This window comes from Halomonas sp. SpR1 (assembly GCF_031010175.1).
Taxonomy (GTDB): Bacteria; Pseudomonadota; Gammaproteobacteria; order Pseudomonadales; family Halomonadaceae; genus Vreelandella.
In genome coordinates this window covers 32,159-50,809 of record NZ_JAUAMB010000010.1, presented here as the reverse complement: position 1 = coordinate 50,809, position 18,651 = coordinate 32,159, and the positions used below count along the sequence as shown (strand labels likewise).

General features: G+C 56.4%; 17 protein-coding genes. 7 read left to right on the top strand and 10 right to left on the bottom strand.

Features of this window, described 5'->3' with window-relative positions; all coding sequences use genetic code 11:
* Window position 1: 1 nt before the first annotated feature.
* From QT231_RS09455 to pilM, 4 genes are read right to left on the bottom strand one after another with little or no spacing between them, the layout of a single operon-like run.
* Window positions 2-568 carry a pilus assembly protein PilP gene (locus tag QT231_RS09455; RefSeq protein WP_308336653.1) on the bottom strand — a complete coding sequence of 189 codons (567 nt, stop codon included), beginning with the start codon at window positions 566-568 and terminating at the stop codon, window positions 2-4.
* On the bottom strand, window positions 565-1,224 hold the full coding sequence (locus QT231_RS09450; protein WP_308336652.1) for a type 4a pilus biogenesis protein PilO: 660 nt from the start codon (window positions 1,222-1,224) through the stop codon (window positions 565-567). Before QT231_RS09450 ends, QT231_RS09455 begins: the two co-directional genes overlap by 4 nt.
* Window positions 1,221-1,793 carry a PilN domain-containing protein gene (locus QT231_RS09445; protein WP_308336651.1) on the bottom strand — a complete coding sequence of 191 codons (573 nt, stop codon included), beginning with the start codon at window positions 1,791-1,793 and terminating at the stop codon, window positions 1,221-1,223. The genes QT231_RS09450 and QT231_RS09445 overlap by 4 nt, the downstream gene beginning before the upstream one ends.
* A gap of 24 nt (window positions 1,794-1,817) precedes the next feature.
* The gene (pilM, locus tag QT231_RS09440) at window positions 1,818-2,879 is read right to left on the bottom strand and encodes a type IV pilus assembly protein PilM (RefSeq protein ID WP_308336650.1); all 1,062 of its coding nucleotides are present in this window, start codon (window positions 2,877-2,879) and stop codon (window positions 1,818-1,820) included.
* Between the two features lie 203 nt (window positions 2,880-3,082).
* On the opposite strand from pilM, the gene QT231_RS09435 reads away from it, so the two are divergent.
* The gene (locus QT231_RS09435; RefSeq protein WP_308336649.1) at window positions 3,083-5,608 is read left to right on the top strand and encodes a penicillin-binding protein 1A; all 2,526 of its coding nucleotides are present in this window, start codon (window positions 3,083-3,085) and stop codon (window positions 5,606-5,608) included.
* A 135-nt stretch (window positions 5,609-5,743) separates the two neighbouring features.
* Here QT231_RS09435 and QT231_RS09430 read toward each other — a convergent pair whose 3' ends face one another.
* Genes QT231_RS09430 through QT231_RS09420 form a run of 3 tightly spaced genes read right to left on the bottom strand, consistent with a single transcriptional unit; the run spans window position 5,744 to window position 9,307 of the window.
* On the bottom strand, window positions 5,744-7,762 hold the full coding sequence (locus QT231_RS09430) for a TRAP transporter permease (protein ID WP_308336648.1): 2,019 nt from the start codon (window positions 7,760-7,762) through the stop codon (window positions 5,744-5,746).
* A gap of 32 nt (window positions 7,763-7,794) precedes the next feature.
* A complete protein-coding gene (locus tag QT231_RS09425) occupies window positions 7,795-8,307 on the bottom strand; it encodes a DUF1850 domain-containing protein (protein WP_308336647.1) in 513 nt (170 codons plus the stop codon).
* 28 nt (window positions 8,308-8,335) lie between these two features.
* Window positions 8,336-9,307: a TAXI family TRAP transporter solute-binding subunit gene (locus QT231_RS09420; protein ID WP_308336646.1), complete on the bottom strand. Its 972-nt coding sequence runs from the start codon at window positions 9,305-9,307 to the stop codon at window positions 8,336-8,338.
* A 358-nt stretch (window positions 9,308-9,665) separates the two neighbouring features.
* On the opposite strand from QT231_RS09420, the gene csiR reads away from it, so the two are divergent.
* The 6 genes from csiR to gabT all read left to right on the top strand — a co-directional run bounded on the left by csiR (window position 9,666) and on the right by gabT (window position 16,316).
* Complete coding sequence (gene csiR / locus QT231_RS09415) at window positions 9,666-10,385, top strand: DNA-binding transcriptional regulator CsiR (protein WP_308336645.1); 720 nt, start codon at window positions 9,666-9,668, stop codon at window positions 10,383-10,385.
* 103 nt (window positions 10,386-10,488) lie between these two features.
* Window positions 10,489-11,667 (top strand): acyl-CoA dehydrogenase, encoded by a 1,179-nt coding sequence (locus QT231_RS09410; protein WP_308336644.1) that lies wholly within the window; start codon window positions 10,489-10,491, stop codon window positions 11,665-11,667.
* Window positions 11,668-11,724: 57 nt separating this feature from the next.
* Window positions 11,725-12,939 (top strand): CaiB/BaiF CoA-transferase family protein, encoded by a 1,215-nt coding sequence (locus QT231_RS09405; protein WP_308336643.1) that lies wholly within the window; start codon window positions 11,725-11,727, stop codon window positions 12,937-12,939.
* Between the two features lie 262 nt (window positions 12,940-13,201).
* Complete coding sequence (locus QT231_RS09400; protein WP_308336642.1) at window positions 13,202-14,011, top strand: EAL domain-containing protein; 810 nt, start codon at window positions 13,202-13,204, stop codon at window positions 14,009-14,011.
* A complete protein-coding gene (locus QT231_RS09395; protein ID WP_308336641.1) occupies window positions 13,998-14,936 on the top strand; it encodes a sensor domain-containing diguanylate cyclase in 939 nt (312 codons plus the stop codon). Before QT231_RS09400 ends, QT231_RS09395 begins: the two co-directional genes overlap by 14 nt.
* Before the next feature lie 102 nt (window positions 14,937-15,038).
* On the top strand, window positions 15,039-16,316 hold the full coding sequence (gene gabT, locus QT231_RS09390; RefSeq protein ID WP_308336640.1) for a 4-aminobutyrate--2-oxoglutarate transaminase: 1,278 nt from the start codon (window positions 15,039-15,041) through the stop codon (window positions 16,314-16,316).
* A 69-nt stretch (window positions 16,317-16,385) separates the two neighbouring features.
* On the opposite strand, the gene QT231_RS09385 is transcribed toward gabT, so the two are convergent.
* The 3 genes from QT231_RS09385 to dinB form a co-directional block, all read right to left on the bottom strand.
* On the bottom strand, window positions 16,386-16,634 hold the full coding sequence (locus QT231_RS09385; RefSeq protein WP_113268657.1) for a YkoF family thiamine/hydroxymethylpyrimidine-binding protein: 249 nt from the start codon (window positions 16,632-16,634) through the stop codon (window positions 16,386-16,388).
* Between the two features lie 9 nt (window positions 16,635-16,643).
* The gene (locus QT231_RS09380; RefSeq protein ID WP_308336639.1) at window positions 16,644-17,471 is read right to left on the bottom strand and encodes an alpha/beta hydrolase; all 828 of its coding nucleotides are present in this window, start codon (window positions 17,469-17,471) and stop codon (window positions 16,644-16,646) included.
* 109 nt (window positions 17,472-17,580) lie between these two features.
* Entirely contained in the window at window positions 17,581-18,627 is a 1,047-nt protein-coding gene (gene dinB, locus QT231_RS09375) for a DNA polymerase IV (protein WP_308336638.1), read from the bottom strand.
* Window positions 18,628-18,651: the final 24 nt, after the last annotated feature.

Genomic DNA, 18,651 nt, shown 5'->3' with positions numbered 1-18,651 from the left:
CTTACTCGTTATTTTCATTGATAACTAGCGACACTTGCCGCTCCTGCCACCCTTCACGAGGGGTAAACACCCGCTCGGTAACGCGTATTTCCTGGGCGCTGATCTGAGCGATACGCCCATAGTCGGTGCCCAGATAGTTGCCCTCTTTCACGCTGGTCACATTGCCATCTGGAGATGCAATCAATGCCACCTGCCGCCCTCCCATACGCATCGTACCGACCAATCGCAGCTCTTGCAGTGAGAAGCGCTCCAGCGGCTCTGGCGTGCGCTGCGGGTCAGGTGCGAGAACGCCTTCGTTACGATCAGCACCACCCTGAGCAATCGCTTCGGGGGGCAAAAAGGGGCTGCGCCCGTCGCTATACAAATAGGATAAACCTCGGCTTTCGGGCAACGCCACAACCATAACCGGCGGCTGACCTCCTGGGGAGTGACGAATGGCCGCCAACGTATCCTCTAGCTGAGCTAAATCGGCATCCGCACAGCCTGTTAGCATCGCCGCTGAGAACGCCAGGGACATAGCCGAGGCTGCCCTTACCGCAGGTAGCGCTGTTTTTTGTTTAGCGGTCATGGCGCGCCCGCCCCCTCAGTGGAGGGCGCCTCGCTCTCCTCTACATAGCGGTAGATCCGCGCGAGCAACGAAAGGCGCAGCGTCTCGCCACGACCATCAACGGGCTCCAAGGTAAAATCGTGCTGGGTCACCATACGGGGCAGCGCGGCAATGTCAGCACTAAAGCGCGCCAATTGGTGATAGCCACCGCGCACCTGTATATCCAGCGGTTGCTCGACATAATGGGACTGGGTTTGCGTTGGGCGCAGCCGAATCGTTTCAATGGTCAGGCGGTTATCGACGGCGGCGTCGCTAATGCTATCCAGTAGCGAGGGGATTTCCGCATCGGTTGGTAGCATGGTACGCAAACGCCCCGCCTGCCCCTCCAGAGTCGCCAACTGCTGACGCATTTCCGGCAGAAAAGCCGCTTGGGAGGCTTTACTGCGGTATTCGCTCAGCAGCCTGACCTCCTGGCGCTGAGCCGCCGTAAAGGCATCACGCTGTTCACTCACCACGAACCACATCATCACACATAAGCCCACCAGCAGCGCCAAGCAGCAGCACAATACTTTTAATAGCCACGGCCAGCCGCCGGCCTCTTTGATATCCAGATCCCGCCAGTCAACCTCCCGCAGCCGCTGCCACTCAAGCGCCCACTGCTCGCGGTTTAGGGTCATGGAAGCGCCTCCTCATCACTTTGCGGCAGCGGGGCGGTGAGCTGTTCCACCTCAAAACGAAATACCCGGCCTGAGCCATTTGGCTCACTCTCTACCGCTGAGAGCGAGGGCACAGCCAACCCTGGCAGAGCGGCAATACGGCGCAGCTGTTCGGAAACCTGACGCTCGCTGCCCGCCACCGCGGTGACGCTAACGCTGTTACCATTTTTCGCTAAGCGTTGATAAATGACGCCATTGGCCACGCTCTCCGCCACGTCATTAAATAGCTGCACCGCATCCGTTCGTTCGGCCTGCAGTGCCTGAAAAACCGCGATCTGCTCGCCTAACCGTTCGGCGTCGCTGGCGTAGTGTGAGACGCCCTCAATATCGGCATTAAGACGCTCAATGTGGTCACTAATAGTGGCATTACGCTGCTGCTGGGCGGCCAGCTTGAGCTGATAAACATACGAGACAAGCAACCCCAGCACGATGCCAAGCACCAGCATGCCCGCCACCACGGCGTAGAATTTACGGGTGCGCCGTTCACGCTGCGCTTCCCGCCAGGGCAGCAGGTTAATCGTCATGCTCATTGGTTAATTCTCATTGACCAACCCTCATTGACTAACCCTCATGGCCAGCCCACCCGCGGTAAGCATTGCTGGGGCGTCATTGGTTAAGGCCTGAAGATTTAACCGCTGATTCACCCGCATGCGCTGGAAAGGGTTGGCAATGGTCACCGACATACCGCTATCCTCAGCAATGCGCTCGGCAAGCCCGGGAATCACGCTCGAACCACCCGCCAGTACAATGTGTTTCACCTCTTGCCGACGTCCGGCGGTGTAGTAGAGCTGCAGGGAGCGCCCCACCTGCTGCACCACGGTTTCCAGAAAAGGGTTGAGCACACGCTCATGGTAATCGTCGGGTAGCCCGCCGCGCTTTTTGGCGAAGCCCGCCTCCTCCATGCTTAAGTCATAATGGTCGCGAATCGCATCGGTGAGCTGGCGGCCGCCAAACACCGTGTCGCGGGTATAAACGATATGCCCATCACGTACGACGTGGAAGGCATTCATATTGGCGCCAATATCCACCAACCCAACGCAGGCAGTGGGATCCTTCTCTACGTTTAGCTGGCGACGCAACTCGGCGAGCGAACGCTCCATGGCAAAGGTTTCCACGTCCACTGCCACGGGTTCCAAACCCGCTCGCTCGAGCGTGTCGGTAAGCTGGGTCACATCCTGCTGTCGACAGGCGACCAGCACCACCTGCTGCTGCTCATCGTCAAATGGGGCGGGGCCAAGGCACTCAAAATCAAATGCCACTTCATTGAACGGAAACGGAATATGGCGGTCAGATTCGACCACGATGCGCTCTTCAATCTCCTCTTCACTTAGCCCGATAGGGAAGCTTAGCGTTTTGGTAATCGCGGCACTGGCGGGAACAGTCACCGCCGCTTTACGGGTAGAGGGTTTGGCGTGCTTCACGGCGCGGCTAAGCACACTGGCTACATCATCAATATCGCGGATTCGGCGCTCCACGACCGCCCCTTCACGCAGTGGCCGTACGGCATAGCTTTCTACTTGGTAATTATCATGGCACTGTTTAAGCTCAAGCAGCTTGACGTTTGCCGAGGTAATATCGACGCCGATCAACCCCTTACCCGGTTTTAGAAAGCGCATATTGGGTCTGGCTCCGCCTGCTTTTCGCCCGTTTTTCACATGTGGTTTGAGGTTACATGATTTTTTGTGACGTCACACGTGAAGCAACTTAGCGCATATCAACACTGGTGGCCGCCGCCTCAGGTTCCTATAATGGCTGCCAATTGCATGATACGGCCGTTTAGATGCCGATCTTTTCATTCTTCCCAGGGTGCTCTCCGTACATGACGTTTCTTAGAAACCTTATTGTGTCGCTGTTTTTTCTCATCGTGTCGTTGGTCGGTGCTAGTGTGTTAGCCGTAGTGGGAGCCGCCATTTACTTTGCGCCGGGTCTGCCAGACGTACGCCAACTGCAGGACTTTGAACTGCACACGCCGCTGCGTATTTTTACCCAGGACGGTAAGCTGATTGGCGAATTCGGTGAAGAGCGCCGCATGGCGATCAATTTTGACGAAATTCCACAAGATATGATCGACGCTTTGACCGCCGCCGAAGATGCCAGCTACTTCGACCACGCGGGGGTCGACCCGCGTGGCTTGGCGCGGGCCGTGGTTCAACTGGCGATGAGTGGCGATATTCAATCCGGCGGCTCGACGATCACCATGCAGGTCGCGCGTAACTATATGTTGACGCTTGATCAGACGTTTACGCGCAAAATTCGTGAAATTCTGCTGGCGCTGCAAATGGAGCAGATACTCGATAAAGAGCAAATCTTCGAGCTTTATGTGAACAAGATTTTCCTGGGTAATCGCGCCTATGGTATCGCCGCCGCCGCTGAAACCTATTACGACAAGCCGCTCGCCGAACTTAGCCTGGCGCAAACGGCCATGATTGCCGGTTTACCTAAGGCACCTTCTGCCTTTAACCCGCTGGCTAACTCCGAGCGTTCGCTGATTCGTCGCAACTGGATTCTATTCCGCATGCGCGAGCTGGGGCATATCGATGACGCCACCTACCAAGCGGCCGTTCAGGAGCCCGTCACAGCTCGTCGTCACTACACCCAAGCTGAAGTCGATGCCGCCTATGTTTCTGAGATGGCCCGTCAGTATGCGGTGGAGCGCTTTGGTGATGAGGCCTACACCGGCGGCTATCGGATTTACACCACCATTGATAGCGAGCTGCAACCCTTTGCCCGCCAAGCGCTCGCCAACGGGCTAACGGCCTACGACCTGCGCCATGGCTGGCGCGGGCCGGAGCAACGCGAGATTGCCGCGAGCCTTGTGGAAGCCCAGGAGCAAACCGCCACCCAAGGGCTTGAAGAGGAGCTTTCCGAGTCACCCGAGATTCGCGAGACCGCACGCCAAGCCGCCCAGCGCAGTCAGACAGAAGTCGAAGGCATTGAGGGCGACGTCAGCAACTGGGTGCAGGTGCTTGAACGCACCCCCAACTACGGGCTGCTCCAGCCTGCCATTGTGGTAGAGAGCAGTGGCCGCGAAATGCAGGTACTGACCCGCGACAATGGCCTACAGACCATTGACTGGGACGGCTTGAGCTGGGCACGCCCTTACCTGAGCCCACGTAGCCGTGGCGCCGAGCCCAGTTCGGCTGAAGAGATTGCCGTACGCGGTGATATGGTGCGCGTAATTGAGAATGAAGATGGCTCGCTACGCCTCTCTCAACAGCCAGACGCAGAAGGCTCGCTGGTCGCTCAAGACCCGCAAACGGGCGCTATCCTGGCTCTTCAGGGCGGCTTCGACTTTAACGCCAGTAAGTTTAACCGTGCGGTACAAGCGCGGCGCCAGTCAGGCTCAATCTTCAAACCGTTTATTTACTTAGCAGCTCTTGAAGATGGTGAGATGAACGCCGCCAGCGTCGTTAACGATTCGCCCGTGGTACTCGACGACGGCAGCAACTCGCTGTGGCGGCCGGTCAACTCCAGCCGCGATTTCCAGGGCCCAATGCGCTTACGTCCGGCCCTCGCCCGTTCGCGCAACCTGGTCACTATCCGCGTGCTGCAGACCATGGGCCTGGATTACACGATTAACTTTTTGGAAGGCTTCGGCTTCTCGCCCACCCAGCTACCCAATGGCTTATCGCTAGCATTAGGTAGCGCAAGCTTAACGCCCATGGAAATGACCAACGCTTATGCGGTACTCGCCAACGGCGGCTTTCAGGTGTCGCCCTGGTTTATTGAGCGGGTAACCCGTGACGATGATAACGAAGTCATCGATGAAGCCACGCCGCCGGTTGCCTGCCCTAGCTGTGCCGAAGGTCAGGAGACAGTGGAAATCGATGGCCGCGAATACCCGATCGCCAAACGGGTCGCCGACCCGGCGGCTGTCTATATCCTGCGTGATATGCTGCGTGACGTAATCACCTCGGGCACTGGCCGCGGCGCACTTAGCCTTAATCGTGAAGATATCGTCGGCAAAACCGGTACCACTAACAGCCAGCGTGACGCTTGGTTTGCGGGTTTCAACAGCAATCTCGTGACTACAGTATGGGTCGGCAAAGACAGCAACGAAACCATCTCCGAGTATGGCGCTCAGGCCGCACTACCCATATGGGTCGAGTTTATGGGTGATGCCTTGGAAGGAACCCCGAATGCCGTGCCCGAACGCCCCGCGACGATTGTTACTGCCCGCGTGGATCCAGATACCGGCCGGCGCTTAGCGGACGGCCAGTCTGGCGGAATTATCGAGCTGTTCCATCAGGATCACCTGCCGGATTACCAGCAGCGCCGCATTAGTCGCGAGCTGGAAGAGGCCAGTGGCTCCCAGGGTTCAGGCACTGCTGAGTCGATCTTCTAATTCAGCCATTCTTAGCCCAGCCATATCTTAGCTCAGCTATACCTTAGCCCAGCATGCAAAAGGCCCGGAGATTAGATCTCCGGGCCTTTTTGTCACTGGCTCTTTTTCACTCTAGCAGTCGGTTGTGCCTAACGACTACCCGCTAACGGACGTCGCACGCACTTCACGCTTGCTGGCCAGCCAGTTAGCAACAATGGCGACAACCATGACCGCCACACCGGCAATCTCAGTCATCAGGTTGGGATAGAACACGCCAAAGATCGCGGCGGTTATCGCGATGCGCGGTAGCCACGACATTTTGGTAAACAGATAGCCCTCCAGCGCCGCGGCAAAGGCACCCAGCGCCAAAATGGCAATCACCCCGTTCCAGATCACCACTGGCACCGGGCCACCAATAATGATTTCGGGGTTAAAGACCATAAACAGCGGAATCAGGTAGAGGCCTTTCGCAAACTTCCAAGCCTGGAAGCTGGTTTCCATCGGTTTACTGCCCGCAATCGCCGCTCCGGCAAAGCCTGCCAACGCGATGGGCGGCGTCACGTTGGAGTCCTGGGAGTACCAGAACACCACCAGGTGGGCGACCAGTAGCGGCACACCGAATTCAGCGGTCAATGCAGGCCCGACGAGTACAATGAGCACGATATAGCTGGCGGTAACCGGTAGCCCCATGCCCAGCACCAGGCTTGCCAACAGCACCATCACCAGCGCCAACACCAGGTTGCCGCCGGAGAAAGCCAGCATCATGGAAGAGAACTTAAGCCCTAAACCGGTCAACCCGACTACGCCAACAATAATCCCGGCCACCGCACAGGCCATGGAAACCGCTACCGCATTGCGAGCACCTAACTCCAAACCCTCGATTAGTTTGGCAAAACCCGCGCGCACCACGTCTTTAACGGCCGTCGCGGTCACCGGCTGCCCCTGCCTGGGCGCCACAAAGAAGAACCACAACACGTAGCGCAATACCGCTACCGCCAAAATGGTGATCACTGCGTAGTAGCCTACCCGCATCGGCGACATACTCATCGCCAGCAGCCAGACCAGCACGGCTAGCGGCAGCAGGAAGTGCCAGCCATCTTTCATGACTTGGCGCATCTGCGGCAACTCGTCTTTGGGCAGGCCCTGCATACCCTGCTTAAGCGCAATAATGTGGACGAACAGATAGACCGTGGCGAAATACATAATCGCCGGCAAAATACTGATTTTGACAATTTCCAAGTACGGCGTATTGGTGTACTCAGCGATCAAGAACGCCCCGGCACCCATCAGCGGCGGCATAATCTGTCCGCCGGTCGAGGCCGCGGCTTCGATACCCCCCGCCTGCTTGGCTTTGTAGCCAAGTTTTTTCATTAACGGAATGGTAAAGGCGCCGGTGGTGACCACATTGGCAATCGCACTACCGGAAATCGACCCCATGCCCGCCGAGGCTAATACCGCCGCCTTGGCGGGCCCGCCGCGCTGACGACCGGTCGCTGCATAGGCCATATCGATAAAGAACTTGCCCGCCCCGGTACACTCCAGAAAGGCGCCAAACAGCACAAAAATAAAGATATAGGTGGCCGCGACGCCTAGCGGCAGGCCAAAGATGCCCTCTTGGCCCAGGTAGAGCTGACCGGCGACTCGGTCAATAGTGTAGCCGCGGTGCTCCAGAATGCCCGGCATCCACTCGCCTAGCCACGGTAGCTCGCCCCGCGGCCCGGCAAAGGCGTAAACAATCGCCAATAGGCCGATCACGGTCATCCCAAAACCCACCGCGCGGCGGCTGGCTTCCAGTACCGTCACCGTGGCAATACAGGCAACCAGAATATCGGTGTCATTCCAGAAACCTGCACGGCTAAAAATCTCATCCAGATTGAGCACTAAGTAACCGCCGGTGAGGATGGCACCGGCAAAAAACACCAGATCAAGCCCCCAGCCCAATACACCACGCTTACGGGTGGGGCCGAAGGCTGGGAACATTAAAAACGCCAGTATCATGATCAATGCGAGGTGAATACTGCGCTGATAAAAAAGCCCTAAGGGCTGAATACCGGCTGAATAGAGTTGGAACAGGGAAAGACCCACCGCCACAATGGTGATCGACCACAGCACCATGCGGGGTTGAATCGCATTACCGCCCGGCACTACGCTTGACGGTTGCTTGGATTCGCTCATGAAGTCCTCGGAAGCGTTAACTAATGTCGTTTTTATTCACGCGGGGATGCGTGAGGATCTATCAGTTGAATGGTCACCCGCTGTCCAGCGGCGTGCTCACTCAGGCTTACTGATGCATGTTCGCCATCTGGCCACACCACGCGATGATTGACAGCAGGTGAACCCACCCTCAACACATACCGGTTATTTGCTACAGGTTCGTTAATGGCATTGATCCAGTAACCGCCCTCACCGTCTGATACCTGCTCACCGCGGCCATAGATATGCCCGAGCCCGGCGGCAAAATCGGGTTGATGGCTACGCTCCAATTGCATGACGCCCTCTGTATTACGATAGCAGTCCAATACCGTGAAGTGTTCAACGGAGTGCTGCCACTTGATACACCAGCGACCGCCAGCAGGCACCGCTTCATCCACCAGGGTATCGCCCTGTTCGGTCACCACGGCTAAGCGCATAAACGCAGACGCCGAAGCGGGGGAGGCCCCCACTTCGGCGAACGGACAACATGCAATGAGTAGCACCACCAGTCGTTGCTGCCACTGCATGGCAATATCCCTCAATGCACTTTAACGATTACGGACGTAGACGATCCGGGATATCAGCACCGACTTCTTCAAAGTAGCGTATTGCGCCCGGGTGCAACGGTACGGGGGTTGATTCCATGGTGAACTTCACGGTGGTGTCGTTAGCTGCCGGGTGAACCGCAATCAGTTCATCGGTGTTTTCGAACAGCAGTTGGGTTAACTGGTAAGCCAACTCTTCGTCCATCTCAGAGTTAACGACGAGAACGTTGGGAATACCTAGCGTCTGCACGGCTTCGTCCATACCGTCATACATACCGGCGGCAAGCTCGTAGGGTGCGAAGACTTCCTCTTCCGCCTGAGCATTGGCCACTTCTTCATCAGACAGGCCGATCAGGCGAATATCGCGGGTGGCGGCCAGGTTGAGAATTGAGCTGGTCGGTGGGCCTACGCTCCAGAAACCGGCGTCGATGTCGCCATCGCGGATAGCGTCAGCGGTTTCGTTGAAGTTCAGACGCTGAGGAGTGAAGTCGTCATAGCTGATGCCATTGGCTTCCAACAAGGCGCGAGCATTTAGCTCAGTACCGCTACCGGGTGCACCAACAGAGACCCGTTTGCCTGCCAAATCAGCAATCGTTTCAATATCCGACTCGGCAAGGGTAACCAGTTGAACCGCGTTAGGGTAAACCGAGGCAAGCGCGCGGATGTTTTCAACCTGACGACCTTCAAAGTCATCGGTGCCGTTATAGGCTTGATAGACCGTATCGGCCAGTGCCAGGGCGAGATCCGCGTCGCCGCGCATGATCAGCCCCATGTTTTCAACCGAGGCACCGGTGACTTCAGCGGTCGCCTGGGCACCTTCGATATGGTTGTTGATCATTTCGGCAAAGCCACCGCCGATAGGGTAGTAAACACCCCCGGTACCGCCAGTTGCGATTGAGAGCTGTTGAGCGCTTGCCGGAAGCGCGACCGCTAGCATAGAAGCGGCAGCGGCTGTGGCGTATAGAGAGCGTAGAGTTCGCATGAGCGTTTCCTCCGTCCTGCTTGGACTTATAGGTATGGTTGACGATAAAGGAAGTGTTGAATCCCCCTGCTTCTGCTCGCCATCAAAAGGCAACCAGAAGCGGTGATGGAGAAGTTAGCACGGCTACTGCGTTAGATGCTAATAGGAGGTTATCAGCGCTGCAGGAGCTTCGCCGGTACAACATTGAGCGTGCCAATAGGCGTAACCGTCCCGCCGTTGGGTCGGAAAGCGACGTATTAAAATCATGAAACTCTGCATAAATGTCTTACTCTATGCCAAATTGTTAATATTTACTGATAATGGCGATTAATTTCTCCCGCTCACTTTTTTATTGATTCAGGATAGGAGCCACACTGCTATGGAGCCCGGTTTTAAGCAGGAAAATAGTAGCGAGAAAGACGCACCGCGCCAGAACCTGGCCATCAGCGCTTACCGCCAGCTCAAGCATGACATTATTCGTGGCCGCTACGCCCCTGAACAGAAGCTGCTAATGAGCCGCCTGAAAGAGCAGTACGGCGCCAGCACCGGGCCGCTGCGGGAAGCACTCTCACAGCTTGTCGCTGACCGTTTAGTGGTGGCCGTTAGCCAGCGCGGCTACCGCGTAGCGCCGATGTCGCTGGCCGAACTTAACGATATCTACGACGCCCGGGCGCAGCTTGAAGGGTTGATTCTGCGCCTTGCCATAGAGCGCGGCGACGATGACTGGGAAGCCACGGTACTGGCCACTGCGCATCGGCTAGCCAAGGTTACCGACGTCAACACCCCCGACGACCTGCTCGACATCTGGGATCAGCGACACAAAGCGTTCCATACTGCCATTGCCAGTGGCTGCAACTCCCCTCACCTACTGCAAATGCGTAACACCCTGTTTGATCAGGTGGAGCGCTACCGCCATCTGTGGCTCCAGGAAACCGTGATGTCGCCTCAAGCGTTGGAGCTCAAGCGCCAGGAGCACGCTGCGTTAGTCGATGTCATTCTGGCGCGCGACACAGCCCAGGCCGACAGCTTAATGCGTGACCATTTGATGACCCCAGTACCGATTATCACGCGTGTCCTCGAAGCGCGGGGCATCAATTAAATTCTGCGTTTTAAAAAAATGTAGATATTTTAAAAAAACGGCGATACATTGGCTGCAAGCTATTTTGCATCTATTCCTGACCACTTTCCGAGGAATCTACGCCATGACACATTTCAACTGGGACGACCCGCTCCTTCTGGAACAGCAGCTCACCGATGAAGAGCGCCAGATTCGCGATGCGGCCTACGACTACTGCCAGGAAAATCTTCAGCCCCGCGTGCTGACCGCCTTCCGTGAAGAGCGTTTCGACCGCGAGATCATGACCGAGATGGGCGAGCTTGGCCTGCTGGGTGCCACTGTTTCTCCTGAGTACGGCGGTGCAGGCGTTAACCATGTCGCTTACGGTTTGATTGCCCGCGAAGTCGAGCGCGTGGATTCCGGCTATCGTTCCGCCATGAGCGTGCAGTCGTCGCTGGTGATGTACCCCATCGAGACCTACGGTTCTGAAGATCAGAAGCAGAAATTTCTGCCCAAGCTTGCCAGCGGCGAAATGGTTGGCTGCTTCGGTTTGACCGAGCCCGACCACGGCTCTGACCCCGGCAACATGATTACCCGTGCGGAAAAAGCTGACGGCGGCTATCGCCTGACCGGCGCCAAAATGTGGATTACCAACAGCCCGATTGCCGATATCGCAGTGGTTTGGGCGAAGTCAGCGGCTCACGATAACCAAATTAAAGGTTTTATTGTTGAGCGCGGCACCGAAGGTTTCACTACGCCCAAAATCGAAGGCAAGGTCTCGCTACGCGCATCGATTACCGGCGAAATCGTACTGGACAACGCCTTCGTTCCCGAAGAGAACCTGTTGCCCAACGTCAGCGGTCTGAAAGGCCCGTTCGGCTGTTTGAACAAGGCGCGTTATGGCATCGCCTGGGGCGTGATGGGCACCGCGGAGTTCTGCTGGCACGCCGCGCGTCAGTACACCTTAGACCGCAAGCAGTTTGGCCGCCCGCTGGCTGCCAATCAGTTGATCCAGAAAAAACTTGCCGATATGCAGACCGAGATCACCCTGGGCCTACAGGCTGCGTTGCAGGTGGGCCGCTTGATGGATAGCGGCAACTGGGCACCGGAAATGGTCTCTCTGATCAAGCGCAATAACTGCGGCAAAGCGCTGGATATCGCCCGTCAGTCCCGCGATATGCACGGTGGCAACGGTGTTTCCGACGAATACGGCGTTATTCGCCACATGGTCAACCTAGAGTCGGTGAATACCTACGAAGGCACCCATGATGTGCATGCGCTGATTCTAGGTCGCGCGCAAACGGGCATTCAGTCGTTCTTTTGATCGACACCTTTTAATGACGACCTTTTTAATCACTTACCACCTATTAAGGGAGCCTCTATGAGCGAGCTAACCAAACCACTGGCCGGTATTAAAGTACTCGATATCTCCCGGGTGCTGGCTGGGCCATGGTGTGGTCAGATGCTCGCAGATATGGGTGCGGATGTGATTAAGGTCGAGCGGCCCGGTAGCGGCGATGACACGCGCCACTGGGGGCCACCTTGGCTGGCGGGCAGCGAAGAGTCAGCGTATTACCTGTGCGCTAATCGGGGTAAACGCTCGGTGACCGTCGATATGGCCACGCCCGAAGGCCAGGCGGTGATTAAACAGCTCGTCGCTCAATCCGATGTGCTGATCGAAAACTTTAAGGTCGGCGGCTTAAAACGCTACGGTTTGGATTACGCCAGCTTAAAGGCGTTAAACCCCAAGCTGATTTACTGCTCGATCACCGGCTTTGGCCAGGAGAGCCCCTACGCCCACCGCGCCGGTTACGACTTTATGATCCAGGCCATGGGCGGGATCATGAGCCTAACCGGCAAGCCTGACGACGAACCTGGCGGCGGGCCGGTTAAGAGTGGCGTGGCGTTCACCGACATTTTCACCGGTTTGTATGCGGCCAATGCCGTACTGGCGGCACTATACCAGCGTCGCGATAGCGGCGTGGGCTGCCATATTGATATGGCGCTAATGGATGTCCAGGTCGGTGTGCTCGCCAATCAGGCGCTCAACTACCTCACCTCCGGCAATGTGCCCCAGCGGCTGGGTAATGCCCACCCCAACATCGTGCCCTACCAAGCGTTTGCTACCCAGGATGGCCATATGATTATGGCTGTCGGCAACGACGAGCAGTTCAAACGTTTTTGCGCGGTGCTTTCGCTACCGGCTCTGGCCGAAGATCCTCGCTTTGCCACCAACGGCGCTAGGGTAATTAACCGCGCGCTTCTCGTACCGCAGCTGGAAGCGGCGCTGGCCCAGCGCAGCACTGATGAGTGGCTAGCCGCCTTTGAAGCCGTTGGCGTGCCCTGTGGGCCAATCAATACGCTGGATCGGGTATTCGACGACCCTCACGTCAAAGCCCGCGGGCTCAGACAGACGCTGCCCCATGACCAAGCGGGTCAAGTGGATCTGGTCGCCAACCCAATCCGTTTTAACGGCGCCCAAATAAGCGCCACCACAGCGCCCCCCCACTTAGGCCAACACACTGAAAGCGTATTAGAAGAGCTCGGCATTACCCTCGAACAGCGCAAGGCGCTGCGCGATGCCGGGATTATTTAGCAGCAACAAGCGTTACGTTCCCCTCCTTAGCGCCTCACCCGGCGCTTTTTTTATGCCGTTAAGCGCCGACCAGCGCTGTGAGCCTAAAGGCGGATAGCCATTAGCTAGCGCCTCGCAATATATATCTATACAATACCTATACAAAAACTCACCAACATCTAAACCAATTAACGTTGAATGCTGCGATGTAGGCTTTAGGCATTATGCTTTCTAACGTTGTGGCATTAACAGCAACATACTATACCCATCTCCAGGAGCCGCTATGAGCCAGTGCGCACGCGTTAATGGCAGTTGCAAACGCTGTGAAGGCGACTTGCCCTTTGAGTTCACTATGGCCTTTCAGCCTATCGTGGATTTATCGCTGGCTCGCGTCGTCACCTACGAAGCGTTGGTACGCGGATCCCAAGGCGAATCCGCGTGGAGCGTTATTTCACAAGTCACGGATGATTTGCTTTACCGCTTTGACCAAGCCTGCCGGGTGAAAGCGATCGAAATGGCCAGCGCACTGGATATGCAAACCGATCTCTCGATCAACTTTTTGCCCAACGCCGTTTATGAACCGAAAGCGTGTATCCAAGCGACATTAGACGTTTCCAAGCGCGTAGGCTGGCCCACCCATCGGCTAATTTTTGAGATCACCGAAACCGAACGCGTCCGCGACCGGCAGCACCTGTGCAATATCATCGATGCTTACCGTTCCATGGGCTTCAAAACGGCGCTCGACGACTTTGGCAATGGCTATGCTAATTTGGACTTACTCACCGATTTAACGCCGGACAAGCTCAAAATCGACCGTGAGCTGGTGATGAACTGCGATAGCGATTGTCGCCGCCAAGCATTGTTAAACGCGATTATATTACTGGCGCAAGAACTGGGTACGACGCTGATTGCCGAAGGCGTAGAGACCCGCGCAGAAGCGCTTTGGCTGGCCCGCGCCGGAATTGTTCGTCAGCAGGGTTTCTATTTCGCCAAACCCGCGATTAACTCCTTGGGCGCCGACATCACTCCCCTATTATTGGGCTTAAAAAGTGAAGCAGAAAGCAGCTCAGGAGCGGTGAATGAAAGAGATTAGCCCCGATCAACTTTACAAGTTGTTTAATCGCTCAAAGCGCAATACCGAAAACGTTATCAAAGCGGCACCGATCGGGATCTGTATCACGACCCCTTCTGGCCACTTTGAAATGGTCAATCCCGCGTACTGTGAGTTTTATGGCTACCAGCAAGAAGAACTTTTAGGCCAGCACTTTACCCAAGTCGTCCCCAAAGAGAACCGGGCGATTTTATCGGCCCTGCATGACGAATTCATGCGAGGCAACGAGAACCAGGAACTGCGCCAAGAGTGGGACGTAGTCGTTAAAAGCGGCGAGATACGCACCATTATCGCTGAAGCTGCGCGTATTGAAGCCGAAGACGGCGAACCGCGTAAAGTCACTTTTATTATCGATATTACCCAGCGCAAGCAGCTCGAAGAGCGGTTGAAACAAGCCAACGAACTCCTAGATCATCTTGCCCACCACGATGAACTCACCGAGCTGCTCAATCGTCGTGCCGGCTTGCAGCGTCTGGATGAAGAAATTCAGCGCTTTAAACGTTATGGAACGCCCTTCAGTATCGCCATGTATGACCTGGATGACTTTAAGGCCCTAAACGATACCTATGGGCACAGCGCAGGCGATAGCGTTCTACAACAGATCACTATTTTGGTCAGCGAGAGACTGCGCGACACCGATTTGCATATCCGCCTGGGCGGCGAAGAGTTTTTGATCATTATGCCGGGCGTGAACGCCAAAGAGGCCTATCAGGGTATGGATCGTGTGCGCAAAAGCGTCGCGCAACAAACCTTTACCGAGCATCAATTAACGGTGACGCTCTCATCGGGGATCGCCAGCTACGCTGAAGGCTCGGGCTCAAGACTACTCGACCATGCCGACAAAGCGATGTACCAAGCTAAGCAGGCGGGGCGTAATCGTGTTGTCATTGCCTCGTCATCCATGTAATCAAAGCTAATAAGCACTATGCTGATAAGTACCGTGCTGATCAGTACTGTGCTGATAAGTACTATGCTAAAAGATCAATCCTCATCAATTAGGAAGTAAGCCATGAGCAGCAATGCCGAACTGAACGAGCTGAAACATAAATACGTCGCTGCCGGCGCCGCTAGCCCCGCAACGGCGTTCGCCGACCACGCTGAAAACGCTGAAATCTGGGACGCGGACGGCAACCGCTTTATCGACTTCGCGGGCGGCATTGGCGTACTCAACGTAGGTCACCGCCACCCCAAAGTGGTCGCCGCGGTAAAAGCCCAGCTCGATAAGCTGATGCATACCTGCCAAACGGTTATGCCCTATGAAGGCTATGTGAAAGTCGCCGAAAAGCTCAGTCAGATAGTACCCGTGCGTGGCCATGCCAAAGTCATGCTGGCCAACTCCGGTGCGGAAGCGCTGGAAAACGCGGTCAAGATCGCCCGCGCCGCCACCGGCCGTTCCAACGTTATCTGCTTTGATGGCGGCTACCATGGTCGTACCTTCTTCACCATGGCCATGAACGGCAAGGTTGCCCCTTACCAGAGCGACTTTGGCCCGATGCCAGGTACCGTTTTCCGCGCGCCTTACCCGGTTCCTTACCACGGCGTAAGCGAAGACGAAGCCATTCGTGGCTTGAAAATGGCGCTGAAAACCGATGCCAACCCCAAAGATACCGCGGCCATCGTGCTGGAACCGGTACTTGGTGAAGGCGGTTTCTACCCGGCCTCCACCAGCTTCCTGACCAAGGTGCGCGAAATCTGCGATGAGCACGGCATCTTAATGATCATCGACGAAGTGCAGTCAGGCTTTGGCCGTACCGGTAAAATGTTTGCCATCGAGCATAGCGGCGTTGAGCCGGACATCATGACCATGGCCAAGAGCATGGCCGACGGTATGCCGATTTCCGCCATTGTAGGCACCGACAAGGTAATGGACGCTTCAGGCCCTAACTCCCTGGGTGGCACCTACACCGGCAGCCCCACCGCCTGTGCGGCGGCGTTGGCGGTCATGGACGTATTTGAAGAAGAGAATATTCTGGAGAAGAGCCAGGCCCTGGGCGACAAGCTGGCCAAGCGCTTCAATGTGTGGGCCGACAAGTTCGATTGCATCGACCACGTGCGCAACATGGGCGCCATGGCGGCGTTTGAGCTGGTGTCGAATAAAGCCGACCACACGCCTAACGCCGAACTGGCCGCTGCGCTGTGCAAAAAAGCCCGCGAAGAGGGCTTGATCCTGCTCTCCTGCGGCATGTACGGCAACACTATCCGCTTCCTGATGCCCGTCACCATTCAGGACGACGTGCTCAATGAAGGCTTGGATATTATTGAGTCCTGCCTGGATTCATTGGTGTAAGAGACATTGCTATAAGCGCCATTTGAGCCAAAACAAACGCCGCCCAAAAAAATCGGGCGGCGTTTTGGTTTAACGAGGCCTGCGGTCGCCTTCTAGAAAGTTAGCCGTAAATACCGCTTTGCCATGGGTCTCAAACGACCACTTCATCACCTCGCTCAATGCCGCCATCACAGCATCGAACTCGCCAAATACCTGGGTGCTCATGCGATTCGGATGTACTTCCAGCCCTGTCGCCTCCAGCCGTTTCACCACTTCCTTGACCACCGGCTTGAAATCATCGGCCAGTGGATAGTAGCTAAGCTGTACGGAAAGATACATAACGCCTCCTTACGCTGTATTTGATGGCCTGCTAGCTGCAGACAATCGCTGCCAAGCGGCCAAAATAGCGGCACGGGTCTCATCCGGATGCTCCATGGGGAACATATGCGTGCCCGGGACTTCGCTTACCGTTAGGCCCTTGCGCTTCAAACGCTTGATGCGCGAAGCGGTCAGCAGATCAGATTCTGTACCCGCCACTAGTTCAAGCGGCACGCCCAAACGCTTTGGCAGGCGCGAAAGGTGATCAGGCAGATGACGGAAAATCTCCACCTCGATCTGTGTATCAAAGGTCAGCTCCGCACTGCCGTCATCTAATAAGCGCGTCCCTGCTTCAATGTAGTCGTTGAGTGCTGTCGGGGTAAAGCGACGAAAAAGCCCCCGTCGCCCCAGCGAAGTCGCCATTGCCTCCCGGCTAGGCCACACCGTGCGACGCCCCAAGGTTTTACCCGCGGGGGTGACCCGATCAACAAAGCCAAATCGCTTGGCGGCTTTCATCGCCCAGGCATCCGTTCCCAGCATCAAGGGAGGATCGAGCATGATCACCCCGCAAAAGCGCTCGGGCTGCCTATCAGCGGCCATGGCCATCAAGGTGCCCCCCAGCGAATGCCCTACCCCCAGTAGCGGTGTGTCGCTCTCGGGCAGGTAGCTCAGCAACTCATCCACCAGATTGCCCCAGTTGTGATTAACCGGATAATCAGGATGATGACCCAGGCGATCCACAGGGTGCAGGTCAAAGGTTTCAGCCAGTGGGTTCAGCAGGCTGCGATAGCTTAACCCTGGAAAACCATTGGCATGGGCAAACACTAAGCGGGGACGTGAAGCAGCATCGGCAGACATAGCGAGACTCGTGGGTGAGCAAACGGTAAAAGATCAATTCAAACTATCATACGTCTGTTTTAACTCGCGATTGAGTGAGCGTCAATCGGCATAAGGATTAACAGGCTAATTAAAACAGCGACAGCTGATGCTCCTGGCTGTTCTCCGCCAGCCGGTAGCCTACCCCCAGCAGGCGCACGGGGCGCTCGCCTCTGGCCCAGCCAACATTCAGCAGGGTTTCAAACTGTTCGAGGTTGGGGGCGGGGTCGGCGTGTTCCACGGTGGTTTGCGTGAAGTCGTTAAATTTCACTTTTACGATCAGCCCGCGCACCGCTAGAGGTGGGTCAAGCCGGGCGTAGCGGCGCTCTAAATCTTCGATTAGCGCGGGTAGCTCTTGGCGGCAGGCGTCGAGGTTGGGTAAATCCTGGGCATAGGTCTGCTCGGTGCTAATCGATTTACGCTCGCGGTGGGTTTTTACCGGGCACTCGTCGCGTCCCCAGCTTAGCTCATGCAACCGCCGTCCAAAGCGGCCAAAGCGTTCGACCAAGTCCGTCAGCGTGCGGGAGCGCAGATCGGCGCAGGTGTGGATATCCAGCCCCGCCAGTTTTTCAGCCGTGCGCGGGCCTACGCCGTGGATTTTTTTCACTGGCAGCTGCTGCACAAAGCTATCGACTTTATCCGGCGTGATCACGCACAGGCCGTTGGGCTTATTCCAGTCGCTGGCGATTTTGGCCAGAAACTTATTGGGTGCCACCCCCGCTGAAACGGTGATGCCCACTTCACGGCTCACCCGCTCACGAATCGCTTCAGCCATTAACGTGGCACTGCCGTGATGCAGGGTGACGTCCGAGACATCCAGAAACGCTTCATCCAATGACAGCGGCTCGATCAGCTCGGTGACCTCGCGATAAATCGCAAACACCTGGCGGGCAACCGTTTTATATTTGGCCATATCGCCGCGAATAACGGTGAGATGCGGGCAGCGCTTGAGCGCCTGGCCCATGGGCATAGCCGAGTGGATGCCGAACTCGCGGGCGGGATAATTACAGGTAGCGACCACCCCGCGCTGCTCGACACTGCCGCCAATGGCAATGGGGATATCCCGCAGCGCAGGGTTATCGCGCATCTCCACTGCGGCGAAAAAACAGTCACAGTCGCAGTGAATAATTTTGCGCACCGGCTACCCACCAAACTGTAAAAA